This window comes from Patescibacteria group bacterium (assembly GCA_035529375.1).
Taxonomy (GTDB): domain Bacteria; phylum Patescibacteriota; class Microgenomatia; order PFEM01; family JAHIFH01; genus DATKWU01.
Genome location: DATKWU010000009.1, coordinates 216,124 through 241,889, shown reverse-complemented (window position 1 = coordinate 241,889; position 25,766 = coordinate 216,124). Strand labels below are relative to the sequence as shown.

The following is a 25,766-nucleotide window of genomic DNA, read 5'->3' as shown; positions in this document are numbered from 1 at the left end:
AAATGAAATGGCGACCAAGCGAGATTATTACGACATCCTCGATGTTTCCAAAAATGCCTCTAAAGACGAAATAAGAAAGGCTTACCGAAAAAAAGCTTTAGAATGGCATCCAGACAGAAATAAATCTTCTAGCGCCAACGAAAAATTCAAAGAGATAAACGAAGCTTACGAAATTCTCTCTGATCCCAAGAAAAAAGAAACTTATGATCAGTTTGGTCATGCGGCTTTTGACCCCCGTTATGGCGGGGCTGGTGCTGGAGCCGGACCAGGTGGTTTTGCTGGCGGTCCTTTTGGCGGAGGTCAGACTCGGACCTACAAACAAGGACCTTTTACCTACACTTACACCACTTATGGTGGGGGCGGTGGTCCAGGTGTTGAATTCGATTTTGGCGGTTTTTCCGATCCTTTTGAGATTTTTGAACAATTTTTTGGTGGCGGAGTTCCTTTTGGCAGAAGAGAAGCCAAACCGCGTTATGGCTTAAGTCTTTCTTTTATGGAAGCGGCTAAGGGAACAGAAAAAAATGTTAATCTTGATGGGCAAAAAAAGACAATTAAAATTCCGGTTGGAGTTGATGATGGTTCTCGAATTCGCTTTCGCGATTTTGATGTCACCATTGATGTTCAGCCAGATAAAATTTTTCAAAGAGATGGCGCTGATGTTTTTGTTAACCACAAAATTCCTTTAAGTATGGCGGTATCGGGCGGAACAACAGAAGTACCAACCATTGATGGTGAGGTTAGACTAAAAATTCGTTCTGGGACCCAACCCGGAACAATGATTCGTCTTCGAAGCAGAGGTATCAAGAAACTTCATGGTTTTGGTCGAGGTGATCAATACGTCAGATTGCAAATCAAAATCCCAAAAAGATTAACTGAGGAACAAAAAGAAGCTATTAAAAAATTTGAAGAGTAAGAGAGCAGGAAAAGATAGGAAATTAATTAAAAAATTTGAGGAAAGGTATTATAATTAGTTTAATCCTGCTCGAAACATAGCGTTTCGGGTTTTTGGATTCGGCTCTAGTAGTTTGAGAAGAAGGTAGTGAACTGGAAAGGAGGGAGAAATATACCCAGAGTTAGCTCGTCCCTATGAGGAGCTGTGGAAAGAGGTTCTCGTTGACCTTTCAGTGATCCTGCCGATCATCATCGGAACGATAGTGTTGATGGTGCTCAGCGTGCCTTCAGCATCATAAGAATCCGCTTGCCACCTTCTTCTTCTCCCTATGAAATGATATACTGAATTTATGTTAACCAGTTGGAATTGGCAAGATTGGTATCAAGCTTTGGTAAAGCCTAGTTGGACACCGACTTCCGGAACAATTAGCACTATTTGGACAATCCTTTATCCTCTTATTCTGATTACCTTTACTGTTATCTTTTATCGGCTGATTAAGAAAGAAATCGTTTTGATTGTCGCCTTACCTTTTATTATTAATCTGATAGCTAATTTTGCTTTTACACCTATTTTATTTGGCTTGAAAAACTTGCCTTTAGCTAGTTTTGATATCTTGGTTGTTTGGCTAACAATTGTTTGGGGGATGGTGGCGATTTTTCCTCACTCAAAAATCTTAGCTTTTCTTCAAATTCCTTATCTGATTTGGGTGAGCATTGCTACTTTTTTGCAACTCTCGATTACTCTTATGAACAGATAGCTTAATGAAAGATTCAATCAAAACCGGTTTTAGTTTTGGTTTGACCTCAGGCATTATTACTACCCTAGGTTTGATGGTTGGTTTGCAGTCCGGGACTCATTCTCAATTGGCGGTTATCGGTGGTATCTTAACAATTGCTGTTGCTGATGCTTTTTCCGATGCTTTGGGCATTCATGTTTCTGAAGAATCAGAAAACAAACATTCTTCAAAAGAAATCTGGCTAGCGACTTTGGCGACCTTTTTTACCAAACTTTTTTTTGCTTCAACCTTTATCATTCCCGTTTTAATTTTTGATTTGCCTTTAGCGGTTTTGGTGAGTGCTATCTGGGGGACTGTCTTGTTAGCGATTTTTAGTTTGAAAATGGCTGAGTTAGAAAAAACTAATCGTTGGCGGGTAGTTGGTGAACATTTATTAGTGGCCTTGATTGTTATTATTCTTGCTCATTATTTGGGTAATTGGGTGGCTTTGACTTTTAAATAATTGGAGCCTTTATTTTTTGAAGAGTGACTTCTTTTTTAATCCAAATCCCCTTTTAATTAAAAAAATGACGGAGACAATTGCCAAATAAAGAAGGGCAAAAGGTAAAATAAGAGCTAGGACCAGAAAAAAAGAGAAGAAGATTGGTTCCTCGATTCCCAAGAGACCGGAGAGAAAGTTATGAAGAAGAATAGAAAGAATTAGAAGAGCAAAAGAAACACCGGTTATTAATGAAGCTATTTTTAAATGTTTTTCCATAACCAGAATAATTATAACAGGTTTAGAGAAAATTTTTCTTATTTTGCCCCAGTTCTTTTGAGAGTGGTGATTATTGAGCGGGCCAAGATTCGATTATCACCTTCTTTAGTGGCGCAAAGACAATAAAGTTGGTCAAGAACAAGTCTTTCGATAAGAGTTAATTTTTTCTTAAGAGTAGCCGCATAAGGACCAGCCATACTAGGAAGAGGGAGAATATAAGCCATTATTTCTGAATAATTTTCTAGATATTCTTTAAGCTCCTCTCTTTGGTCTAAATTTTCAAGAACAACGCGTAAACCTTTGATTTCTTCAAGAGTAAAAGGACGCAAACCGATAAGAGAGACTTCACCATTAATAACATCCTCAAGTTGAGGGATTTCATCTAAGCCCGTTTTTCTAAGTAAACTTCCTAATTGCGAATGAACACGAGGGTCTGTTTCCTCATACTCTTTTTTTCTTCCTCCTTGAAAGGCTGTTGTTTCAAAAGGACTTTTTTCTTGATCACTAGTGTTTAATCTTAAAGTCCGTACTTTTGTAAATTCTCTTGGATTAATTAAAGTTCTGTTTGGTCCTGGAAAAGCCACGGTATATTTATAAAAAGCTGGTTCACCATCAACACGCAATACTCCACGAGCCGAAAGGGAAAGAAGAGGTGTAAGGCAAGTGAGAATGGCCCCTGCAATTATTTTTTCTCTTCTTTGTTTTTCTGGACTATGGATCCATTCTCTTGCCCGTTCTATATTTGGCTCAGTTCCTAAGAGCTTTTCGACTTGCCTAATGACTTTAGAGTCAACAGAAAGATCAACTTCTGGTGGAATGATGCCCTGTTCAATTCTACTCATAATGAAAGGGCAGATTGAGAGATTGTATATAAAAGTTGAGATTTTAGCAAATAAGTTTTCAAGGTTTTGCTATAATTAATATTGTTATGATTAATACGTTAAGTAGTTCAAATGACTAAAGTAGTTAAAGACCAACAAAAAATTGATTACGATAAGATTTACTCTCCGACTAAATTAAATCTTTTTGAGGAGTGTCCTCAACAATATTTTTTTTCCTATCTTGATCCCGTCAAAAGGAAGATGAAGACCAAGTTAAAACAGATGCCAGAGAATATTTATTCTTTCCATACTCTCGGTAAAGCGGTCCATAATGCGATTACCTCTTATTATTACCTGCCCTTAGCCCATCGAACAAAAGAAAATTTAATGAAAAAATTAGCCGAAACTTGGCTCAGTGAAGCCAGGTGGAACAAAAAACCACCTTTATTAGAATGGGGTGGGTTTGAAAGTCTTGAAGAAGAAAGAGGGGTTTATGCTGAGGGAATTAGGATGTTAAGAAATTTTTTAAAGATGGCTGAGGAAAATCCAGCCATTCATTATCTGCCGACCGAAGATTTTCTTCATTCAATCAAAGATTATCAGGATTTAATTGTTCCCTTAACTGATGATTATGACATTAGCGGTAAGTTTGATTTGATTACCAAGAATAAGGATAGCCTTCATATTATTGATTTTAAAACCTCAAAAAAAGAAGAAACCAACCCCTTTCAGTTGGATTTTTACCAATTATTGGCGGAATCAAATTTTGACCAGCCAGTCAAGAAAACCAGTTTTTTCTTTTTAAAATCAGGTAAAAAAAAGAGCTTTAAAATAGAAAAGAAAAGCGAGGTGATTAAAGATAAAGTTTTAGAGAAAATAGAGAAAATAAAAGAGACTGCAGATTGGCAGCCCCGACCAAGCAAACTCTGTAAATATTGTCTTTTTACGAGTTTTTGTCCTGCTAAAAACAAGGTCAAAGAATTAACTAAAAAAGTTAATGAAGAAGAACTTTACTCTGATGATTTGCCTTTTTGATTGATTAGTAAGTTTGGCAATATAAACCCTGATATTATAATCAAACCTCCAATGATTGTGTAAAAAGAAAGAACTTCTTTAAAGAAAATAAAACCAAAAAGAGCACCAAAGAATACTTCTAGAGGCATGACTAAAGTGCCAAGATGAGCTTCTAAATGCCTAAAGCCATAAATAATAAGCTTAACTACTACTATTTGAGTTAGAGCAAAAGCGAGAATGGTTACCCAGGGAACTGATAGTTTTGGGAAAGATAATTTTTCGTTCCAGATAAATATTAAGGGGAGGCTTAAAAAAACATGCAATAAGGCATCAATAAAAATTAATTGTATGTGAGAATATTTATTTGAGACCTTTTTAGAAAGCGTGTTCCAGATGCCGGTTGAAAAACCAGCAATTAGAGCGAAGAGAAGATATTTCGACTTGTTTATTTCGAAATTCAGGGAGTAGATTAAAGCAAGACCGATAAAAGTTAAAATAATTGAAAAAAGTTTAATTCTTGATAATTTTTCGCCAAAAAATAGACTACCAATTAAGTAACCACTAATGATTGAGCCGGCATAGAAGATGAAAAGAGCCATACCAATAGGAATTTTATTGAAGGCAATAAAGATTGTGATAATCGCAATAAAGCCACTAAAAACCCAGGCAATAATCCATTTGATGTCTTTAATTTTGATTCGTTGCCATTCTTTTTTGAGGGATAAATAGAATATAAGAATAACCGCTACAATTAGATTTCTTAGGAAATTTTGATAAAAAACACCAAAATCAAGGCCAATTAGGCGAGAATAAACACCATAGAGACCATAGAGTAAGGTAGCAAAAACAAGAGAAATAATCGCCCAGTTTTTCTTTGGAGACATATCTATATTTTAACATGGTTGAAAATTTATTTGATCGTTAAGTTATAATTATTTAAGAATGAAAATGTGTCCACTTTTTAGGAAAAAGAAAGATTTCTCTTTACCTTTCGTTGCTTTTTTCCAAGCCCTAGGTCTGTTGTTTTATTGTAGTTTAGTGGGTTTGTTGTTTTGGCGCGGTGAAAAATTGTTCGGGCCAATTTCTTATTACTGGGGCCCCTTATTCTTTTTGGTTTTATTTATTGTTTCCGCTTTAATTTGTGCTCTGATTGCTTTTGGTTATGCCTTTATCTTGTTTTGGGAAAGAAAACAGACTATGGAAGCTTTTAAATTAATTATTTTTATGACGGCTTGGTTAGCTCTTTTTACTTTTTTGATTGTTTTAATTCTTCTTATCTCCTAAGCCAATTTTTGACTTCTTTTTTATTCGGTGTTAGAATTAGTTTGGTTAAATGAGTTTTGAGGTGGGAACTTCCCACCTTTTTAAATAAAAAAAGAAAAAAGATGACTGTTCTTAAAGCGAGAACCGAATTTGCTTCTGCCCTTAATCAGATTTGTGCTGAAAAAGGCATTGAGCCTGATGTGGCTTTAGAATCAATTAAATCAGCGGTTTTAGCCGCTTATCGAAAAGATTATGGTGTCAAAGAGGGTATGGATTATAGTGTTGATTTGGATATGGAAACAGGGGGCTTTAAGGTCTACGAGTTTCCTGAAGAGGAAGAAGAGAAAAAGAAAGAAGTTACCCCACCAGGTTTTGGTCGGATTGCTTCAATGACTGCCAAACAAGTGATTATCCAAAAACTTCGGGAAGCAGAAAAAACCGCTATTCTGGATGAATATTCCAAGCGTGCTGGTACCTTAGTTAGTGGAATGATTATTCGCTTTGATGGGCCAAATGCAATTGTGGATATTGGTAAGGCCGAGGGAGTTATGCCTCCCCAAGAACAAATTAGGGCAGAAAGATACTCGGTTAATCAACGTCTTACTTTCCTGATTAAAGAAATTCGTGACACAGCCCGGGGTCGAGAAGTAATTGTTTCTCGAGCCGACCCCGGTTTGGTTGAGGCTCTTTTCCGTCGGGAAGTGCCTGAAGTTGCTTCAGGCGCCGTAGAAATTAAGGTAATTGCTCGGGAAGGCGGCGGTCGAACAAAGATTGCGGTTTCCTCAACTCAATTAGGAGTTGATCCAGTTGGTTCTTGTGTTGGTCAAAAAGGCGTCCGGGTTCAGGCGGTCATTGACGAGCTTGAAGGCGAAAAAATTGATGTCATCCAGTATAGTGATAGTCTGGAAAAATTTATTGTGGCCGCTCTTTCACCAGCGGAAGGGATTAAAGTTAAACTTAATGAAAAGAAAAAAGAAGCGATCGTTTCTGTCCCTGAAGATCAACTTTCTCTAGCGATTGGTAAAGAAGGCCAGAATGTTCGTTTAGCCGCTAAACTAACTGGTTACAGAATTGATATTAAAGGTGCCGAAAAAATCGTTAAGAAGACTGAAAAAGAAAAAGAAAAGGCCAAAACTAAACCATCAGAGCTAGAAGAACTAGGTCTATCGACGCGAACGATTACGACTTTAGAAGCGGCTGGTATTGAAACAAAGAAAAAATTAGCATCACAAAAAGATACAGTGGCAGCAATTAAAGGCATTGGTCCCAAAGCGGCAGAAGAAATTAAAAAATCACTAAAATGAGTCGTTCTTTGGGACAGGAAAAATCAAAATGGCAAAGGAGAAAAACATTTCTCAAAATTCTTCACGACCACCAGTGGTGGTTATCCTTGGCCATGTTGATCACGGTAAAACCACTCTTCTAGATAAGATTCGTCAGACCAATGTCGTTGCTAAAGAATTTGGCGGTATTACCCAACACATTGGTGCCTACCAAATAAAATTTAAAAACAAAACCATTACTTTTGTTGATACTCCCGGCCATGCCGCTTTTTCAGAGATGCGTTCTCGGGGTGCCAAAGTCGCTGATCTCGCCGTTCTAGTGGTGGCGGCTGATGAAGGTGTTAAACCCCAAACTTTAGAGAGTCTAAAATATATTGAACAAGCGAAAATTCCCTATCTAGTCGCCATTAACAAGATTGATTTACCTCATTTTGATCTAAAGCAAGTAAAAGCAAATTTAGCTAAGAACAATGTCTTGGTCGAAGACCAAGGGGGTAAGATTGTGAGCGTATCGGTGTCTGCCAAAACAGGCAAAGGGATTGATGAACTTTTGGAAATGATTTTGTTAGTGGCAGAGATGGAAGAAATTAAAGAGAAACCAGGAGCTGAGTTGAAAGCTCTAGTGATCGAATCTAAGTTAGATAAGTATCGTGGTCCCTTAGCTACAATTTTGGTCAGGAATGGCAATTTACGAGTCGGTGACCAGATTGAAGCTGATGGTACCTTTGCTAAAATCAAGGCCATGTTTGATGAAAGTGGTCAAAGAGTAAAAACCACCGGTCCGAGCAAACCAGTTGAGGTCTTAGGTTTTAAAACCGTACCAACAATTGGTAGTACTCTTAGACGGACTGAAAAAGAACCAGTTTCCTTAGAAAAAAAAGCAATTCCTAGTCTAGTTAAAAAAGAAGAAACTGATGAGGAAAAATTGAATTTGATTATCAAAGCTGATGTTAATGGTAGTTTAGAAGCTATTTTAGCTGGTTTGCCTGAGGGAGTAAAAGTCATTAATTCAAGTGTAGGTGAAGTTAACGAATCAGATGTTTTGTTGGCCGAAACAACAGGAGCAGAAATTATTGCTTTTAATGTTAAAACTCCAGGAAAAGTTAAGAAATTAGCTGCCACCGAAAAAGTAAAAATTAGCCCTTTTCAGATTATTTACAAATTTTTTGAAGAGATTGAAGAAAAGGTTAAAAAAAAGCTAGAACCCATGGCCGATGAAGAAATTTCGGGACGCGCCGAGATGCTTCAGGAATTTGAGATCGACAAACAGCGAGTGGCTGGTTGTCGGGTAATTGAGGGTGAAATTAAAAAAACTGATCAGCTTCATCTCCAACGCCTTGGAGAGCTAATCGGTAACTGTCGTATCAGATCAATGAAAACTGAGAAAAAGGATATTGAGAAAGCTAAAAAAGATGAGGAATTCGGGGCGATTCTCTCACCTACGCTTGACTTCCAGATAGGTGATGTGCTAATCTCTTATCGAAAAGTGGAAGAGTAAATGATTAATCAAAGCCAGGCTTCTCAAATTCAATCCGCTCTTGCCACTGCCCAAACAGTTTTTATTGCCTTGCCCCAAAATCCCAATTTTGATCAAGTGGCAGCTGGTTTGGCTCTCTATCTTTCTTTAGGAACAACCAAGAAATCAGTAAACATTGGCTGTTCAACCGAAATGACGGTTGGTTTTTCTTCGCTCGTCGGGGTTGATAAAATTGAAAATAGCCTTAAGGGTGGTAAAGACAGCTTAAGTATATCCTTTGATTATATTGAGGATGCGATTGAGAAGGTCAGTTACAATATTGAAGATGGTAAGTTTAATTTAGTGATTAAACCTAGACCTGGTCATCCGCCTCTTGATTCAGATAAAGTCGAATTTTCCTACACTGGTGGGAAGGTGGATTTGATTTTTACGATTGGTGCTAGTTCCTTAGAGAGTTTAGGGAATCTTTACAAAGATAATCAGGAAGCTTTTAAAGAGACTCAGGTTATTAACTTAGATAATAATTCTCGAAATCAACAATACGGCCAAATTAACTTGGTTGATCCTTCAGCCGCCTCCTTTTCTGAAGAAGTGGCGAAACTAATCGGACTATTGAGATTATTGACTGATAGGGATATTGGAACTAATCTTTTTCAAGGAATTGAACGAGCCACCAACCGATTTTCCTCACCTAAAGTGAGTGCTGATACCTTTGAAGCGGCCGCTCTTTGTCTCAAAATGGGAGCAAGGCGAGAAGTTAGATTGCCTAATAAAAAGTCTAAAAGCACCTCTCCTCTGAAACCAATGCCTGCTAAAGTTTCGGCTCTTAAGCAACCAACTAGAGAAGAAGAGGAGGAAATAGAGAAGCCAAAACCTGATTGGTTTGAGCCTAAAATCTACAAAGGTGAGGACCGTGTTTAGTTTTTTCCAACGACTTTAACCTCTTGTTAACCTCTTTTATCTTTGTTAAAATGACGAAAATTTAAGACTAAGAATGAAGATTGTATCTTGGAACGTTAACGGTTTGCGAGCTGTTTTTCGAAAAGGCTTCTTAGATTGGTTGGAAACAACGGACGCGGATATCATTTGTCTCCAAGAAATAAAAGCCCAAAAAGAGCAATTACCTGATGTTTTAGTTATTCCCAAAGGCTATTATTCTTATTTTAATTCAGCTAAAAGAAAAGGATATAGTGGTATCGTCGTTTATTCTAAGAAAAAACCGTTACTGATTGAGCGAAAACTTAATCTGAAAAGGTTTGATGAAGAAGGAAGATTTTTAAAGCTTGAATACCAGGAATTTATTTTGATTAATCTTTATCTACCTCATGGCGGAAGACAAAAAGAAAACTTAAATTATAAATTAAAGAGCTATGCTCACTTTTTTGAATATTTAAAAAAGATTAAAAATAAAAGGATACTTTTGTTTGGTGATTTTAATATTGCTTATAAAGAAATTGATTTGGCGCGTCCTAGTCAGAATCAAAATAATATTATGTTTACTCCAGAAGAAAGAAAACAAGTTGATGAACTAATTAGTTTAAATTTTAAAGATAGTTTTAGAATGTTTCATCAAGAGGGAGGGAATTATACTTGGTGGCCTTATTCTTTTAAGGCCAGGGAACGGAATTTGGGTTGGCGAATAGATTATGCTTTTGTTTCGAAAAAGTTAAGATCTAAATTAAAAAAAGCTTTTATTATGCCAGAGGTAAAAGGATCGGACCATTGTCCGATTGGTATAGAAATTTAGTGTTTTATGCCTCTTGTTAACCTCTTTTATCTTTGTTAAAATAGAGAGCCGATGGCTTTAACAACCAACGAAAAAAAGAGAATTATTAAGAAATTTGCTCAGTCAAAAGAGGATACGGGTTCTCCTGAAGTCCAAGTGGCTTTGTTGACGGCGAAGGTAAAAAAGTTAACCGGCCACCTCAAAGAGCATAAAAAAGATGTTCATTCCCGACGAGGCTTGCTTTCGCTTGTTTCTAAAAGGAGAAGATTATTAGCTTATTTATTAAAGAGGGACGAAAAGCGCTATAAAGATGTTATTAGCGATTTGAAGTTGTCTAAGTAGTTTCTAATGATAAAAACTGTTTCTCAATCAAAAGAAATCGGTGGCAAAAAATTAACTTTAGAGGTTGGTCTTTTAGCCGAGCAGGCTAATGCCGCTGTTTTAGTTCGCTACGGTGATACAATGGTTCTCGCAACCGTTGTCTCTGGAGAACCTCAAGAAGGTCTTGATTATTTGCCTCTTCAAGTCGAGTATGTTGAACGTCTTTATGCTGGCGGTCGGATTAAAGGTTCCCGTTGGGTGAAGAGGGAAGGTCGGCCTTCTGACGAAGCTGTTTTGACAGCTCGTTTAATTGATCGCTCTATTCGACCATTATTTCCTAAGGACTGTCGGGATAATATTCAGGTAGTGATTACCGTTCTTTCGGTTGATGGTGAGAACGATCCTGATATGCCGGCAGTTTGGGCGACCAGTGCCGCGTTGGCTATTTCCGATCTTCCTTGGCAAGGACCAGTGGGTTCAATGAGAGTTGGTTATGTTCCTAAAAATAGCGAAGGTTCGTTTGTCATTAATCCTACTTACCAAGATTTAAGTTATTCAATTATGGATTTGATTATTTCTGGAAAAGAGAACAAGACCATTATGATCGAAGGATCAGCCCAAGAAGTGCCTGAAGAAATTCTTATCAAAGCAATTGATGTTGCCCAAAAAGAAATAAAAGAGGTGATTCAATTAATTGAATCATTAGTTAAAAAAGTTGGTAAAAAGAAGCAAACAGTCGAAACTAAAAAAGTTAATGCAAAATTAGTTAAGGAAGTAACCGAAGTTGCGACTAAACAAATTGACCAGATTTTAACGAGTATGGCCAAAAATGAAGCAAGAGAATTAATCGGTGAAGTGAAAGAAGCTTTAGGGGAAGAATTTGGTGAAGAGAACAAAAAAGATATTAATCGAATTATCGATGATTTAATTAAGAAAAGTATTAGAGAACAAATTGTCAATAAGGGTAAACGGATTGATGGTCGAAAACCAGATGAGATTCGATCAATTGAGGTCGAAGTTGGTTTATTGCCGCGGACTCATGGATCGGCGATATTTAAACGTGGCCAAACCCAAGCTCTGACGGTGACCACTTTGGGTTCGCCTTCTTTAGAACAATTAATTGAAAACATGGAAGGTGAGGAGACCAAACGTTACATTCATCATTATTACATGCCGCCTTTTTCTATGGGAGAAATTGGTTATGTAGGTTGGCCCAAGCGTCGGGAAGTTGGTCACGGGGCTTTGGCAGAAAAGGCTTTATTAAGTGTCATTCCTGCCGAAGATAAATTTCCTTATACCATTCGGGTGGTAACAGAAATAATGTCTTCTAATGGTTCCACCTCAATGGCCGCTGTTTGCGGTTCAACTTTATCTTTAATGGACGCTGGAGCGCCTATTAAGGCACCAGTAGCCGGAATCGCCATGGGTTTAATCGAAGAAGGGGGAAAACAAGTAATCTTGACTGATATCTTAGGATTAGAAGATTTTAATGGTGATATAGATTTCAAACTGGCGGGAACAGAAAAAGGGATGACGGCTGTTCAGATGGATGTTAAGAATCAAGGTATTGATTTAAAATTATTCGAGGAGATTGTTTCTCGAGCCAAAGAAGGAAGGAATTTTATTCTCAAAAAAATGATGACTGTTTTGCCTGCTTCTCGGGCTCAGATTTCCAAGTTCGCTCCTAAAATTAGAGTTCTTCATATTCCTGTAGATAAAATTGGTGAAGTGATTGGTCCCGGTGGACGTGTTATTAGGGAATTGATTAAGGAAACTGGGGCAGCAATTGATGTCGAAGACGATGGCTCAGTTAATATTTCTGCACCTGATAAAGCGGCGGTGGACATGGCTGTGGCTAAAATTGAAGGTTTGACTCGAGAGGTTGAAGCAGGTGAGATTTTTGAAGGCGAAGTCAAGCGAATCCAGCCTTTTGGGGCTTTTGTCGAGATCTTACCAGGTAAAGATGGTTTGGTTCATGTTTCAAAAATGTCAACTCAATATGTTAGGGACCCTAATGAAGTCGTTAAGATTGGCGATAAGGTTAAAGTTAAGGTCTCTGAGATTGATGATATGGGGAGAATTAATTTAACCATGGTTTTAAAGGAGCAGCCAGACAAACAAACGAGTGATTATCGACCACCTCGGCAGCGAAGTTCTTCAGGTTTTTCTCGACGGCCGAATCGTCGACCGCCTCGACGTCATTAATAAAACTTCTTGTTTTAAACTTATGCTTTTGTTAAGCTATTACTATGCCTGAAAAAACTGCCCTATTTAAAGAAATTGCTGAATTAGAAGAAAAGACGGAAGCAGCTTGTTTACCCCCAGAATTAAAGGAAAAGTGTCTTCATTTAATTGAACGTCTCTCTCGAATGATTAAGTATGGTGAGTATTCAACCGAGTACGAGCGAGTTTCGCATTACATTGATTGGATAACCGCCCTACCTTGGGAGAAAAGAAGTGAAGATAGGCTTGATTTGGAAGCGGCCAAAAAGATTTTAGATGAAAATCATTATGGTTTAGAAGAAACCAAAGAGAGAATTTTAGAGTATTTAGCGGTGATGAGATTAAAAAGAGAGGGTAAAGAAGAAAGAAAGGAAGAAGGTATTTTGAAGTTTATGAGAGCACCAATGCTCCTTTTTGTTGGTTTAGTAGGAACAGGGAAGACAACGATTGCTTATTCGATTGCCGAAGCGATGGGGAGAAAGTTTGCACGGGTTCCTTTTGGCGGTTTAGGTGACCCCCTTGATCTGCGGGGTCAATCCCGAATTCGACCCGATGCTGAACCGGGTTTGATTATTAAGGCTTTACGGCGAACCGGGACAAAGAATTCAGTTCTTCTTCTTGATGAGATTGATCGAGTAACCGAAGATGGTCGGTCAAGCATTATGGGTGTTTTGGTAGAATTGCTTGATCCCGAACAAAATATGGCTTTTCGTGATCACTTTATTGACTATTCTTTTGATCTTTCTGAAGTTTTATTTATTGCTACTTGCAATAATACCAGTAATATCTCGGTGGCGGTCATGGATCGTTTGGAACCAATCCAAATGCCCTCTTATACAGATGAAGAAAAAATCAAAATTAGTAAGGACTATGTTTTACCAAGAACAATCCAAGAGACTGGTTTGGACAAGGAGGCGATTAGAATTGATCCTGACGTTTGGCCAAAAATTGTCAGGCCTTTAGGTTATGATGCCGGTATCCGAACTTTAGAAAGAACGATTAACGGTATCTGTCGGAAAGTAGCCAAAATGATTGTCCAAGGTAAAGGTAGAAGTTTTCATATCACCAGTGAAAATGTAAAAGAGTTTTTACCTACTTGGTAATTTATTTAGATGCAGTTTAAATGACTAAAGCGGAGAAATTAGAAGAAATTGCAAGGCGGGTTTCAGAATGTACCCGTTGTAGTTTGTATAAAGGAACAACTCATCCTGTGCCTGGAGATGGTAATCCTGATGCCGAGGTGATGTTTATTGGTGAAGGCCCTGGTTTTCATGAAGATCAGCAAGGATTACCTTTTGTTGGTGCCGCGGGGAAACTATTGGATCAGCTACTTCAATTAATTAAACTGGAAAGAAAAGAAGTTTTTATTGGTAATGTCATTAAACATCGACCACTAGGTAACCGTGACCCTTTGCCAGAAGAGATTGAAGCTTGCCGGTCTTTTTTAGATGAACAAATTCAAGTAATTCAGCCGAAAATTATTGTGACTTTAGGTCGGTTTTCAATGACTAAATTTTTGCCTGATGAGAAAATTTCTCAAATTCACGGTCAGGCGAGATACGTCGATTTTTTAAGTAAGCGCTATATTGTTATTCCGATGTATCATCCGGCCGCGGCTTTAAGAAGTGGTAAAATAATGGAGGAGGTAAAAGAAGATTTCAAGAAAATAGAGGTTTTTCTTGAAGGACACCCAGAAGAAAAAATTGTTGAAGAACAAGAAACTGATAAACAAATGAAATTAATTTAAATTAAATTTTGAAATGAATATTTTTAGACGACATAAAAACAATAAAAGAAAACAGAATAATCAGTCAGGATTAAGGCTGATTTCTCTTGGTGGCTGGGGAACCGTTACCCAGAATTTGTTTGCCTATCAATACAATAACGAAATTCTCATCATTGATTGTGGCGTTGGTTTTCCTGAAGAAGAAACGACTCGAGGTGATTTGTTGGTGGCTGATGTTGATTATTTGGTTAGAAATCGAGAGAAAATTAAAGGCATCATCATTACTCATGGTCACGAAGACCATTATGGTGGTTTGCCTTTTATTCTACCAAAGCTTAATCGAAAAATTCCTATCTACGCTTCACGCCTAACAACGGCCTTAATCAAGGAAAAGCTTGATGAATATGGTCAATCAGTTGAAATCAACCTGATTGATTCTCGCGAAAAAGTTAATTTGGGCAGTTTTAATCTGGATTTTATTTATTTAACTCACTCGATTCCCGATACTTTTGGGGTTGCTATTAAAACGCCTATCGGGACGATTCTTCATATGGGTGACTACAAATTTGACTGGACACCGGTAATGGGTTCGATTTCTGACGTAGGTAAAATCGCGACCATTGGTAATCAAGGTGTTGTTTGTTTGGTTTCTGACTGCCTGCGGAGTGAAAAAGCCGGCTTCACTCTTTCTGAAGCCATGGTTGAGGACTCTTTGGAGAGAGAAATGCGTAATTGTCGAGGAAGAGTTTTAATTACCACCATCTCTTCTAATGTTTCCCGTTGGCAGCAAGCTTTGAATGTTTCGGTAAAATATAATAGAAAAGTGATTTTAGTTGGCCGGTCGATTGAAAAAATTTTTAAGATCGCTTCCCGTTTGGGCTACCTGAATATTCCTAAGGAGACAATTGTGCCGATGAAAAAATTAAATAGTTTGCCAAAAGAAAAAGTTAGCTTGTTTGTGGCTGGCAGTCAAGCCCAGACAGGTTCGGCCTTAGATAGGATTACCAGAGGTGAATATAAAGGACTGGAAATTCAGCCTGATGATAAAGTGGTTTTTTCTTCACCAGATTATATTCCTGGTACCCAATTGGCGATTAATAAGCTAGTAGATAACCTTTCCCGCCAAGGAGCTGATGTCGCTTATTCAGATATTCTTGATGACCTTCACGTCAGTGGCCATGCTGCTCAGGGAGATTTAGCCTTAATGATTGGTTTAGCCCGACCTTATTATTTAGTTCCAATTGGGGGCGCTTTTCGTCAGATGAGACAATATGCCCTTTTAGCCGAGAGAATGGGTTATCGCGAGGAAGAAATTATTCTTCCGAACCGAAATGATACCGTTGAAATGACGGCTAAAGGCCAAGTGAAAATAGGTTCTCCTTTAATAGGAAAAACTCACTTGGTAAAATCCAGATCAAATAGAAGAAAGCACCGCTAGAGTCAAAATGGCCAGAGGCAGAAGAAAAAAACCATTTAAATTAAACCTAAAAAAGGACACTCTTTATACGATTTCCAGTGTTTTTCTCTTTTCTTTGGCTGCAATTATTGTCTTTTCTTTTTCCCGCCAAGGGACATTACTGACAAAATTATTTCAAGTCTTTATTTATTATTTTGGTTGGGGAGCAGTTCTTTTGCCTTTTCTTTTAATGACAGCAGGCTTGATGATGGCCCGCTTGCGCTGGCGAATCACTCGTCCTAACGTTTTTGTTGGTTCCGTTGTTTTAGCGATTGCTCTTATCAGTTTAACTCGAACGGGTTTGATTGGTTCCCAAATTTGGTATCAACTAGCTGGTTTAATTAGTGCTTTTGGTGCCTTCTTTGTTTTAATGGGTTTTGTTTTTATTGGTTTTGTCGTGGTTTTTAATACTTCTTTAGAAGAAATCGTTCTCTTTTTAATGAAATTTATTACCAGAATTCGCCAATTGAGCGCTGGTCTTAAAAAGGTTTCTAGCCGTCGTCAATTAGCGACAGGGGATTTAGAAATTAGAAGTGGAGGGTCAAAAGAAGCCGTTAAATCAGAATCACAAAAGAGGGAAGAAGAATTAACGTCCTCTTTGGTGACTAATTTGCCTGCCGAGGAAGGCGTTTGGGAATTTCCGCCTTTATCTCTTTTAGCTGATTCTGTTAGTGGTAAAGCCGACCGGGGTGATATTAAAAAGAACGCTGATCTCATTGAGAAGACTTTAGAGTCCTTTGGCGTGGCCGCTCGAGTGGCTGAGGTTAATCTTGGGCCGGCCGTGACTCAATATGCTTTGGAAATTGCTTTAGGAACGAAACTTTCTAAGATTACTACATTAGCTAATGATTTAGCTTTAGCTTTGGCAGCGCCGACTGGTCAAATTAGAATTGAAGCTCCAATTCCTGGACGCTCGTTAGTGGGGATTGAAGTGCCTAACCGAAGTCCTGAATTTGTGACTCTCAAGAAAATGTTAACTTCAGATCAAATGGAAAAAGCTAAATCCAGACTGACGATACCTCTAGGTCTGAATGTTTCTGGTGATTCAGTGGTAGATAATATTAACCGAATGCCTCATGTTCTTATCGCTGGCGCCACTGGTTCAGGCAAGTCAGTTTGTATTAACTCTTTTATTGCTGCCATCCTTTTTAGAGCTTCTCCAGCTGAAGTCAAATTCATCCTAGTTGATCCTAAACGAGTGGAATTAACCCAATATAATGGGATTCCTCATTTGTTAACCCCAGTAATTGTTGATCCAGAAAAAGTGATTTCGGCTTTAAAGTGGGCTATTTCCGAGATGGAACGTCGCTATAAATTATTTGCTGAAGTAGGAGTGCGGAACATTGATGCCTACAATGAACTTTCAGGTTTTTCAGCTCTTCCCTATATTCTAATTATTATTGATGAATTGGCTGATATTATGTTGTTTGCTCCGGCCGAAGTCGAAGACGTTATCTGTCGAATTGCCCAAATGGCCCGAGCTACCGGTATCCATTTAATTATTTCTACCCAGCGGCCTTCGGTCGATGTGATTACGGGTTTGATTAAAGCTAATATTCCCTGCAGAATTGCTTTTAATGTTTCTTCTCAAGTTGATTCGAGAGTGATTATTGATATGCCGGGAGCAGAGAAACTTTTAGGACGAGGTGACATGCTCTATATTCCTCCAGATCAAGCTAAACCAACACGAATTCAAGGAACCCTTGTTTCTGAACCAGAAATTCAGAAATTAATTGGTTTTCTTAAAAAAGCCGGTGTTGCTCCTCAATACACTGAGGAAGTAACCAAAATGCCAACTAAAGCAGGAACGGTGATAGGTGGTGAAATCCAAGAAAGAGATGAACTCTTTGATGATGCGGTTCGGACAGTCTGTCGCTATGAACGGGCTTCGGCCTCTTTACTCCAGCGGCGTTTGAAAGTTGGCTATGCCCGAGCAGCCAGAATTATTGATCAATTAGAAAGAGTTGGTATTGTTGGTTCGGCTGAAGGTTCAAAACCCCGAGAAGTTCTAATTAAAGATCCTGAAGAATATCTTGCCTCTCAAGTTGTCTCCCAACAATAAAAAAATGAAAACGGCCGGCCAAATTCTTAGAGAAAAAAGAAAGAAAAAGGGGCTTAGTCTTGATGAAATTGCCCAGGAAATTAAAATTCGGAAGCAATATTTAATTGCTTTAGAAAAAGATAGATATCAATTCTTCCCTTCGATCACTACCAACCGAGGTTTTATTCGGAATTACGCCCAGTATTTGGGTCTTGAACCTGATCGAGTGTTGGCTGTTTTTAGGCGAGATTACCAGCGGACACAAGAGCAAAAACTGGTTTTGCCTTCTGGAGAAAGTCTCAACAAACAATTTCGTTGGAGTCCAAGAAAGACTTTGATTTCCCTTGTCGCTTTGTTTATTATCATTTTCTTAACTTACTTGGGTTATCAATACCACAGTTTATTGGGAAAGCCAAGATTAGAAGTTTATTCGCCAATCGATAATGAAAAAATTGTTAATGAAGAAGTTTTAATTGAAGGAGGAACTGATCCAGATAATTCCGTGACCATTAATGGTCGCTTGACTCAACTTGATGAAGAAGGAAAATTTAGCTATCGTTTAAGGTTGACGAGTGGGGAAAATAAGATTGTTATCGAAGCGACTAATCGAATAGGCAGAAAAACGAAACAAACAAGAACGATTTATTATTCCAAAACGAATTGATATAGAAAGTTATAATTGACAATTAGCCTTGAATATAGGATATTATGAAATACTGCCCATGATTGACACGACACAAATTTTACTAATTGCGGTTGTCACTGTTTTAACAGCTCTCCTGACCATTATAGGGGTTCAAGTTTTCTTTATTCTCAAAGAAATTAAAAGAACGATTGAAAAGTTCAATAAAATGCTTGATGATATGGGTTTGATTTCGGAATCAGTGGCTCGGCCGATTGCCTCTCTTTCCAGTTCGATTACCGGTGTTTCTGGAGTTGCTGGTCTTTTTGGTTGGTTGGCCAAGATGAGGGAAAGACCGAAGAAAGAAACAAAGGAGTCAGAAGAAAAATGAGCGATCAAGATCATCAAGGAGGTTTTTTTCAAGGTTTGATTTTAGGCGCTTTGATTGGTGCAGGCGCCTATTATTTTCTCACCCAAACCGAACAGGGTGAAGAGGTTAAGAAACAGATTAAGGCTAAGAGTGAAGAAACTTTGGATAATTTAGCCGAGTTAGTCGAAGATTTTGAAGTCAAAGGAGCGGAATTTCGAGCTAAGGCTAAAGAAATCCAAGTTCAGCTAGAGGAAAAGACCAAAGGTGTTTCCAAAGAAATCACTGAAGAGGCTCAAGAAAAATTAAGTCATATTGAACAACTCCGGGAGCGAGGCCGAAAAGCTAGTAAGAAATTCTTTGTTCGCAACGGCAAACCCTTAACTTCACAGGCAAACTAGGTTATAATTCTTCTTGATGACCGCTCAAGAATTAAAGAAAAAATATCTTGATTTTTTTATTAAAAAAGGGCATAAAAAACTACCCAATGTTTCTTTAGTTTCAGTGCCAGAGTTTGGTGGCAGTTCTGATGATTTGTTTATTAATTCTGGCATGCATCCTTTAGTTCCTTATCTTTTGGGTAAAACTCATCATTTAGGTAAGCGCCTCGTTAGTAATCAACGCTGTTTACGAACTGAAGATATTAAAAAGATAGGCAATGCAATGCACTTGACTTTTTTTGAAATGCTTGGCAATTGGTCTTTAGGTGATTATTGGAAAGAAGAGGCCATTAAGTGGTCTTGGGAATTTTTAACAAAGGTATTAAATCTTGAACCAAAGCGAATTTCGGTCACCTGTTTTGCTGGTGATAAAAATACACCTCGAGATGAAGAAGCGGCTGGTATTTGGCAAAAGATAGGTATTCCTGAAGAGAGAATTTACTTTCTTGGCAAAGAAGATAATTGGTGGAAGGTAGGTGATTCGGGCCCTTGTGGTCCAGATACAGAGATGTTTTACGATACTGGTAAGAAAAAATGTGGTCCTCAATGTCGGCCCGACGATAATTGTGGTAAATATTTTGAGGTTTGGAATGATGTTTTTATGGAATTTAATCGCCTACCTAGTGGCAGATTAGAAAAGCTAAAACAAAGAAACATTGATACTGGCATGGGGGTAGAAAGGATAACGGCCATGCTTCAGGGAAAAGACGATGTTTATCAAACAGAATTATTTGAACCAATTATTCAGACAATTGAAAAAATTTCCAAGAAGAAGTACCAAGGAGAAAACGAAAAGCCAATGCGAATTATTGCTGATCATCTAAGAGCAGCGACTTTTGCGATTGGTGATGGGGTAATTCCTTATGGGAAAGGGCGAGGCAATATTATCCATCTCTTGATTAAGGATGCGAGGTTCGAAGGAAAAAAATTAGGTATTGAGGACGAATTCACAGTCGAAATAGTAAAAACAGTAATAAATAATTATCAAGAGGAGTATGAATATCTTAAAGATAAAAAGAAAAAAATTGAAAAAGAGTATAAAGAAAAAGTAGAAAAGCTTATTGAAAAAGATAAAGACTTAGAAAAACCTTCAGAAAGAAAAAAAATAGAAAATCCAGCTAAAAGATTGAAAAAAGGGGATAAACCGGCAGAGGTTTTTAAGGCAGAGGTTTTGCCTAAATTAAAGGGATTGATTAAGAATAAAAAAGATTATGATTCTTTTTTGCCTTATGTTTCTTCACCTTCAGGAGTAGCTGGTACTATAGTTTTTACTCAAAAGAGTGTATTTGGCAGGCCAATTGAAGGTACTACAAATATACTTAAAAAATATATTCGTCCTTTCGACGAAAATAAATCTAATGCGTCTTTTCAAGAACTTCAAAAAAAGCATCAAGAAGTTTCAAAAATAAGCGCAGAAAAGAAATTTGCTGGTGGGTTAGTTGATCATTCAGAAACTGTTACCAAATACCACACCGTTACTCACTTACTTCATCAGGCCCTTCGAGATGTTCTTGGTAAACATGTTCAGCAAGTAGGCAGTAATATTACTCCGGAAAGATTGCGTTTTGATTTTAGTCATCCAGAAAAACTAACTGATGAACAAATAAAGAAAGTTGAAGCAATTATTAATGCCAAAATTAAAGCTAATTTACCAGTTAAGGCAGAGACAATCTCTTTAGAAGAAGCCAAGAAAAAAGAGGCTTTAGCTTTTTTTGGTGAGAAGTATGGCGATCAAGTTAAAGTTTATTCGATTGGAAATTATTCCCAAGAGGTTTGCGGTGGTCCTCATGTCAAGTCGACGAGAGAGATTGGTCGTGTTAAGATAATAAAGGAGAAAGCAGTTGGTGCCGGTCGGCGCCGAATATACATTCAACTTGCCCATGGAAGTTAAAACTATTTTAAGTAAGATTCGTCAAAAAGAAGGCCAACCTTCTGAATATTATTTTGCTTTAGAGATCGGCTTAGAATTTGTCAAAAGTGCCGTCTTCTCGATTGTCGATAATCAGATTAAAGTTCTTTCTCTGGGTAATACCGAGAGGTGGCAGGCTGAAGAGGAATTGATTGAGGCTATTGACGCTAGTTTATCTTCGGCAGCTGAGAAATTACCAGTAGAAGGAGAAGTTCAGGAACCAGATAAGGTTGTTTTTGGTTTGCCTTTTAGTTGGGTTGATGGGGAAAAGATTGTTGAAGATAAATTAAAACTTCTTAAGAAAGTTTCCGAGAAGCTTGATCTTAAACCAGCTGGTTTTGTGGTGATTATTGAGGCAATTATTCATCATTTAAAAACCACTGAAGGTATTCCGCCGACAGCCGTTTTGGTTCACCTTGGTCTTAAGAAAGTGGATATTGGTTTAGTGAGAATTGGCAGAATTTTTGGCCCCCAGCTAGTTGATAAAAGCGATAATTTAGCTGATGATTTAATTGAAGGTCTGTCTCGATTTGAAACTCACGAACCGTTGCCTGCCCGAATTTTAATCTATAATGGCGAGGAAAATCTAGAAGAAGCGAGACAACAATTAACTACTTATCCCTGGCTGGAGAAAAAGAAAGAAGGAGTTGAATTTCTTCATCTACCTAAGGTTGAGATTCTCCCTCTTGATTTTGATATTCAGGCAATTGCTTTAGCAGGTGGTAAAGAAGTGGTCAAAGCGGCTGGTTTTGTGCTTGAAGAGGAACCAGGAGAAGAAGAGAAAAAGAAAGAAGCAGAAGCCGAAGAGGGAGTTAAAGAGGAAAAAGAAACAGAGGCAGTTGAAGAAGAAGCTAAGGAAGGAATTGAAAAACCAGGTTTTATTCCGGCTGAGGATTTAGGTTTTGTTAAAGGTGGTGATATCGCTATGGAGTCACCACCATCTCCACTAGAAGAGTCATTAGAGGAACCAGAGGTATTAGAAAAACCAGAAGAATTAGAGTCAGTTGAAAAACCATCTCTTATGGGAGAGCCAGAGATGAAGACAAAACAGCCTGTTTTTGCCAGAGCAGACTTTTTTTCTAAGATAACTTCTTTTCTCGGTGGTTTTTCGGGATTGAAGAAGTTTAATTTAGCTTTCTTTAAAGAGCTGATGCCTGCCTCTTTTCGGGGCTCGCCAATCCTAATTATTGTTCTTGCTCTTTTCCTTATTCTGGCTGGAAGTGCCTTTGCCGGCTATTGGTATTTACCCCAAGCCAAAATAACTCTCTATTTAGAACCAGAAATTTTAGAAAAAGACTTTACGGTTGAATTAGATCCAACGATTGGTTCTCCAGACAAAGAGAATTTTATTTTGCCTGCCCAGCAAGTTGGTGAGGAGGTTGAAGGGACCGAGAGTCGAACGACGACTGGAACTAAAGATATTGGCGACCCAGCCAAGGGAGAGGTGACTATTTATAATGGAACTTCTAATGAGAAGAAATTCGATGCCAACACAGTCATTAGTAGTACGGCCGATTTAGAGTTTACTTTAGATGATGATGTCACTGTTGCTTCTCAGAGTAGTGCCGCTGATCCACCAGGTAAAGCCGTGGTTAAGGTGACGGCGGTAGAGATTGGAACTGAGGCTAATTTAGCCTCAGGAACGGAATTCACAATCGCTAATTATGCTAAATCGGATTATGTCGCCAAAAATGAATCAGCTTTTAGTGGCGGTATGAGTCGTCAAATTCAGGCTGTTTCCAAAGAAGACCAGGAAGTTCTCCTAGCTGATTTGGAAGCCAAGTTAGAAAAAGAGGCGAGGGAAAAATTAATTTCTCAGCTTTCACCAGAAGATAAATTAGTCGAAGAATCAATTTCTACCAAGGTAGTTAGCAGTGATTACAGTCATGATGTAGGTGAGGAAATTGACAATTTGGAATTATCCTTAAAAGTTCAAGCAAAAGCCCTTATTTACACTGAGAAAGAACTTCAGGAATTAGTCGAAGATAGTGTTTTAGAATCCGTTACCGAGGGTTTTGAATATTTGCCTGAAGAAACCGAATTTTCTTTTGATTTAGGCGAAATCGATGAAGAAGGCAAGGCAATCGTAGAAGCTCACCTTAAGGCCAGGCTAATTCCCCAGCAAGATTTAGAACAAATAAGGGAAAATCTAGCTGGTAAGTATTTGCTAATAGGTGAATCTTATTTGAACAATCTTTCTAAAGTAGCCGGATTTGAAGTCGAAATTACGCCTAAATTACCTGGCCGACTGGGTACTTTTCCCAGAATCGCCAAACGAATTGAAATAATCACAGAAATTCAATGACCGTTCCTTACCGCTATTTAAAATCTGCCCCTCTTGGAGAACGATTAGCCTATCAGAGAAAAACGGCTTTTATCTGGCGGGGTTTGTCTCTTTTGATCTTAACAACTGGTTTGATTTTAATCAGCAATGCTGTTTTGCCTATTCTTTATTATGAGTTGACTAATAGTCGTTTTACCCAAAAACTAGTCAGTCCAGTTTCTTCCCAGGGTGTTATTTTAGGCGAAGATGCCAACATTAATTACGCTAATCCTAAAACTTGGTTTCCGGCGGTCCCAATCTTACCGCCTCAACCAAGCAGGATTACCCATTACAGTCTTTATATTCCAAAGTTGAAGATTAACCAGGCTGCGGTTCAAATTGGCGGGGAGGATTTGATGGTTAGTTTAGTTCAGTATCCGGGAACCGCTTTACCAGGTCAATATGGTAACACCGTTATCTTTGGTCATTCGGTCTTACCCCAGTTTTTTAACCCTAAAAACTATAAAACAATTTTTTCTACTCTGCCTAAACTTGAAAAGGGAGATGAGATTCTGGTTGACTTTGACGGTATCAAATACCGTTATCTAGTCAGAAAGCTGGTTGAAACAGAACCTGGAGATATTACTGTTTTAGAACAGAATTATGATAGTCAATGGCTTTCTCTAATTACTTGCGTTCCTCCAGGTACTTATTTAAGAAGGCTAGTTATTCGGGCTCAACTGGTAGCAATATGAGAATTCTAGGAGTCGATTTTGGAATAGTAAAGATTGGCCTCGCGATCACTGATAATAGTTTGGCTCAGCCCTTAGTAGTGATTAAGAATCATCGAGAAACATTAAGCAAGATTATTCAAATAATTGAGCAGGAGGGAATAGAAGAGATTGTCATTGGTGTTAGCGAAGGCAAAATTGGTCAGAAGGCACAAGAGTATGGTCAAAGATTAAAAGAAGCCACGGGCTTGGAAGTTTTTTTCCAAGACGAAACCTTGACCACTAAAGAGGCAATTGCTAAAATGATAGAGGTAGGCAAAAAAAAGAAATATCGTCAAGAAAAGGAAGATGCTTTTGCCGCAGCGATTATTTTGCAAGCTTATTTAGATAAACAAAATGTTTAAAAATATTATTGCTCCAGTTCAAGCTTGGCTTTTAAGTCGTGGCCAGTGTGTGGGTTGTGGAACACCATTAGATAAAGGAAAAAGAGTTAAAAGAAAAGACGGTATCGTCAAAGTAACTTGTAAGTGCGGTCGGATTTTTATTTATGATCCGAAAACCAAAAAATATCGTCGTGCCCTTTTTGAAGAAGTTTAGTCTTGTCTTTTTCTTCCTGATTGCCGCTGTTATTGGCGGCTTTTTTTGGTGGCGCTGGGCAGTTTCTCCAGTTCAATCACCTCCAGGCCAAAGCCAGATTTTTGTTATTCACAAAGGCGAAGGTTTATCTCTGATTGCTCAGCGATTAGAAGATGAAGGTCTTGTTAAAAGCGCTTCGGCTTTTAAGGTTCTCGTCCTGGTTAAAAATTTATCAGGCAAGATTCAGGCTGGCGATTTTCGGATTAATCCTTCTTGGACAGCTGAAGAGGTGGTTTATCTTTTGACTCACGGCAGTCTAGATCTTTGGTTAACTTTTCCTGAGGGTTGGCGTCGGGAAGAGTTCGGCCGGCGCCTGGCCAGTAATCTGGAAGATTTTAGTTATCCACAATTTCTTCAACTGACAGATGATCTTGAGGGTTATCTTTTTCCTGATACCTATCTTATTCCTAAAGATGCCAGTTCTTCAGCTGTCTTAGAGATTTTAACTAATAACTCTGAAAAAAAATATTCTTTGGAATTAGAACTTGCCGCTAAAAAAGCGGGTTTAACTCAGGTAGAAGTAATTACTTTGGCGTCGATTGTCGAAAGAGAATCAAAGGGAGGTAAAGACAGTCCGATTATCGCTGGAATCCTACTTAAACGCTGGCGAGAGGGCTGGCCGCTTCAAGCCGATGCGACGGTTCAATATGCTCTTGCTAATCAAAGAAATTCAATGGGTAAGGACTGGCAAGAAGTTGATTGGTGGCCAGCAAAGTTAACTAAAGATGATTTGAAAATTAATTCCCCTTATAACACTTATCAATATAAAGGTTTACCGTTAGGACCAATTTGCAATCCGGGTCTAGCTTCAATCGAAGCCGTGATTTATCCACAAGAAACTGATTATTGGTTTTACCTTTCTGATAGTCAGGGAAAAATTTATTACGCTAAAACAGCCGAGGAACATAGCGAGAATATAGAAAAATATTTGAGGTGATTTTGTCCTTGACAGATTTCTTTTAATGTGTTAATCTTTTTCCAGTTAAGCAATAGTAGGGTAGGCGTACCTAAGCGTACGCTTCTTTGCTATACTTAGGTTTTCTCTGTCCTTTTTATTATAAA

27 protein-coding genes are annotated in these 25,766 nt (G+C 38.2%); 24 read left to right on the top strand and 3 right to left on the bottom strand.

What is annotated here, in order from left to right; genetic code table 11:
- Positions 1–7 precede the first annotated feature (7 nt).
- From VMY36_02515 to VMY36_02505, 3 genes are all read left to right on the top strand, one after another.
- Complete coding sequence (locus VMY36_02515; protein HUV42759.1) at positions 8–913, top strand: DnaJ C-terminal domain-containing protein; 906 nt, start codon at positions 8–10, stop codon at positions 911–913.
- Positions 914–1,241: 328 nt separating this feature from the next.
- Positions 1,242–1,649: a TspO/MBR family protein gene (locus VMY36_02510; protein HUV42758.1), complete on the top strand. Its 408-nt coding sequence runs from the start codon at positions 1,242–1,244 to the stop codon at positions 1,647–1,649.
- Positions 1,650–1,653: 4 nt separating this feature from the next.
- Positions 1,654–2,130, top strand: coding sequence for a VIT1/CCC1 transporter family protein (locus VMY36_02505; GenBank protein HUV42757.1), 477 nt, complete (start codon positions 1,654–1,656; stop codon positions 2,128–2,130).
- A gap of 9 nt (positions 2,131–2,139) precedes the next feature.
- On the opposite strand, the gene VMY36_02500 is transcribed toward VMY36_02505, so the two are convergent.
- Together VMY36_02500 and VMY36_02495 are read right to left on the bottom strand one after the other, a co-directional pair.
- Positions 2,140–2,385: a hypothetical protein gene (locus VMY36_02500; protein HUV42756.1), complete on the bottom strand. Its 246-nt coding sequence runs from the start codon at positions 2,383–2,385 to the stop codon at positions 2,140–2,142.
- 38 nt (positions 2,386–2,423) lie between these two features.
- Entirely contained in the window at positions 2,424–3,227 is an 804-nt protein-coding gene (locus tag VMY36_02495) for a sugar transferase (GenBank protein ID HUV42755.1), read from the bottom strand.
- Positions 3,228–3,338: 111 nt separating this feature from the next.
- On the opposite strand from VMY36_02495, the gene VMY36_02490 reads away from it, so the two are divergent.
- Positions 3,339–4,241, top strand: coding sequence for a PD-(D/E)XK nuclease family protein (locus tag VMY36_02490; GenBank protein HUV42754.1), 903 nt, complete (start codon positions 3,339–3,341; stop codon positions 4,239–4,241).
- On the opposite strand, the gene VMY36_02485 is transcribed toward VMY36_02490, so the two are convergent.
- A complete protein-coding gene (locus tag VMY36_02485; protein HUV42753.1) occupies positions 4,217–5,104 on the bottom strand; it encodes a DMT family transporter in 888 nt (295 codons plus the stop codon). The two genes, VMY36_02490 and VMY36_02485, sit on opposite strands and share 25 nt — an antisense overlap.
- Before the next feature lie 58 nt (positions 5,105–5,162).
- Here VMY36_02485 and VMY36_02480 point away from each other — a divergent pair, with 58 nt between their 5' ends.
- The 20 genes from VMY36_02480 to mltG all read left to right on the top strand — a co-directional run bounded on the left by VMY36_02480 (position 5,163) and on the right by mltG (position 25,641).
- Complete coding sequence (locus VMY36_02480; protein HUV42752.1) at positions 5,163–5,504, top strand: hypothetical protein; 342 nt, start codon at positions 5,163–5,165, stop codon at positions 5,502–5,504.
- Between the two features lie 101 nt (positions 5,505–5,605).
- Positions 5,606–6,787 (top strand): transcription termination factor NusA, encoded by a 1,182-nt coding sequence (gene nusA, locus VMY36_02475; protein HUV42751.1) that lies wholly within the window; start codon positions 5,606–5,608, stop codon positions 6,785–6,787.
- Between the two features lie 28 nt (positions 6,788–6,815).
- A complete protein-coding gene (gene infB / locus VMY36_02470) occupies positions 6,816–8,264 on the top strand; it encodes a translation initiation factor IF-2 (GenBank protein ID HUV42750.1) in 1,449 nt (482 codons plus the stop codon).
- Positions 8,265–9,164: a hypothetical protein gene (locus VMY36_02465; protein HUV42749.1), complete on the top strand. Its 900-nt coding sequence runs from the start codon at positions 8,265–8,267 to the stop codon at positions 9,162–9,164.
- 73 nt (positions 9,165–9,237) lie between these two features.
- On the top strand, positions 9,238–9,990 hold the full coding sequence (locus VMY36_02460) for an exodeoxyribonuclease III (protein ID HUV42748.1): 753 nt from the start codon (positions 9,238–9,240) through the stop codon (positions 9,988–9,990).
- A gap of 51 nt (positions 9,991–10,041) precedes the next feature.
- On the top strand, positions 10,042–10,311 hold the full coding sequence (rpsO, locus tag VMY36_02455) for a 30S ribosomal protein S15 (GenBank protein HUV42747.1): 270 nt from the start codon (positions 10,042–10,044) through the stop codon (positions 10,309–10,311).
- A 6-nt stretch (positions 10,312–10,317) separates the two neighbouring features.
- The gene (locus tag VMY36_02450) at positions 10,318–12,495 is read left to right on the top strand and encodes a polyribonucleotide nucleotidyltransferase (GenBank protein ID HUV42746.1); all 2,178 of its coding nucleotides are present in this window, start codon (positions 10,318–10,320) and stop codon (positions 12,493–12,495) included.
- 44 nt (positions 12,496–12,539) lie between these two features.
- Complete coding sequence (locus VMY36_02445; GenBank protein HUV42745.1) at positions 12,540–13,616, top strand: AAA family ATPase; 1,077 nt, start codon at positions 12,540–12,542, stop codon at positions 13,614–13,616.
- A 20-nt stretch (positions 13,617–13,636) separates the two neighbouring features.
- Positions 13,637–14,260: a uracil-DNA glycosylase gene (locus VMY36_02440; protein ID HUV42744.1), complete on the top strand. Its 624-nt coding sequence runs from the start codon at positions 13,637–13,639 to the stop codon at positions 14,258–14,260.
- A gap of 13 nt (positions 14,261–14,273) precedes the next feature.
- On the top strand, positions 14,274–15,677 hold the full coding sequence (locus VMY36_02435) for a ribonuclease J (GenBank protein ID HUV42743.1): 1,404 nt from the start codon (positions 14,274–14,276) through the stop codon (positions 15,675–15,677).
- A gap of 7 nt (positions 15,678–15,684) precedes the next feature.
- On the top strand, positions 15,685–17,757 hold the full coding sequence (locus VMY36_02430) for a DNA translocase FtsK (protein ID HUV42742.1): 2,073 nt from the start codon (positions 15,685–15,687) through the stop codon (positions 17,755–17,757).
- 4 nt (positions 17,758–17,761) lie between these two features.
- The gene (locus VMY36_02425; protein ID HUV42741.1) at positions 17,762–18,400 is read left to right on the top strand and encodes a helix-turn-helix domain-containing protein; all 639 of its coding nucleotides are present in this window, start codon (positions 17,762–17,764) and stop codon (positions 18,398–18,400) included.
- A gap of 58 nt (positions 18,401–18,458) precedes the next feature.
- Positions 18,459–18,749 (top strand): hypothetical protein, encoded by a 291-nt coding sequence (locus VMY36_02420; GenBank protein ID HUV42740.1) that lies wholly within the window; start codon positions 18,459–18,461, stop codon positions 18,747–18,749.
- Positions 18,746–19,126, top strand: a complete 381-nt coding sequence (locus VMY36_02415) for a YtxH domain-containing protein (protein ID HUV42739.1) — start codon at positions 18,746–18,748, stop codon at positions 19,124–19,126. The genes VMY36_02420 and VMY36_02415 overlap by 4 nt, the downstream gene beginning before the upstream one ends.
- A gap of 16 nt (positions 19,127–19,142) precedes the next feature.
- Complete coding sequence (locus VMY36_02410; protein ID HUV42738.1) at positions 19,143–21,056, top strand: alanine--tRNA ligase-related protein; 1,914 nt, start codon at positions 19,143–19,145, stop codon at positions 21,054–21,056.
- Positions 21,046–23,379 (top strand): baseplate J/gp47 family protein, encoded by a 2,334-nt coding sequence (locus tag VMY36_02405; protein ID HUV42737.1) that lies wholly within the window; start codon positions 21,046–21,048, stop codon positions 23,377–23,379. The genes VMY36_02410 and VMY36_02405 overlap by 11 nt, the downstream gene beginning before the upstream one ends.
- Positions 23,376–24,092: a sortase gene (locus VMY36_02400; GenBank protein ID HUV42736.1), complete on the top strand. Its 717-nt coding sequence runs from the start codon at positions 23,376–23,378 to the stop codon at positions 24,090–24,092. The genes VMY36_02405 and VMY36_02400 overlap by 4 nt, the downstream gene beginning before the upstream one ends.
- On the top strand, positions 24,089–24,472 hold the full coding sequence (ruvX, locus tag VMY36_02395; protein HUV42735.1) for a Holliday junction resolvase RuvX: 384 nt from the start codon (positions 24,089–24,091) through the stop codon (positions 24,470–24,472). Before VMY36_02400 ends, ruvX begins: the two co-directional genes overlap by 4 nt.
- The gene (locus VMY36_02390; protein ID HUV42734.1) at positions 24,465–24,665 is read left to right on the top strand and encodes a hypothetical protein; all 201 of its coding nucleotides are present in this window, start codon (positions 24,465–24,467) and stop codon (positions 24,663–24,665) included. The genes ruvX and VMY36_02390 overlap by 8 nt, the downstream gene beginning before the upstream one ends.
- Positions 24,616–25,641 carry an endolytic transglycosylase MltG gene (gene mltG, locus VMY36_02385; GenBank protein HUV42733.1) on the top strand — a complete coding sequence of 342 codons (1,026 nt, stop codon included), beginning with the start codon at positions 24,616–24,618 and terminating at the stop codon, positions 25,639–25,641. Before VMY36_02390 ends, mltG begins: the two co-directional genes overlap by 50 nt.
- Positions 25,642–25,766: the final 125 nt, after the last annotated feature.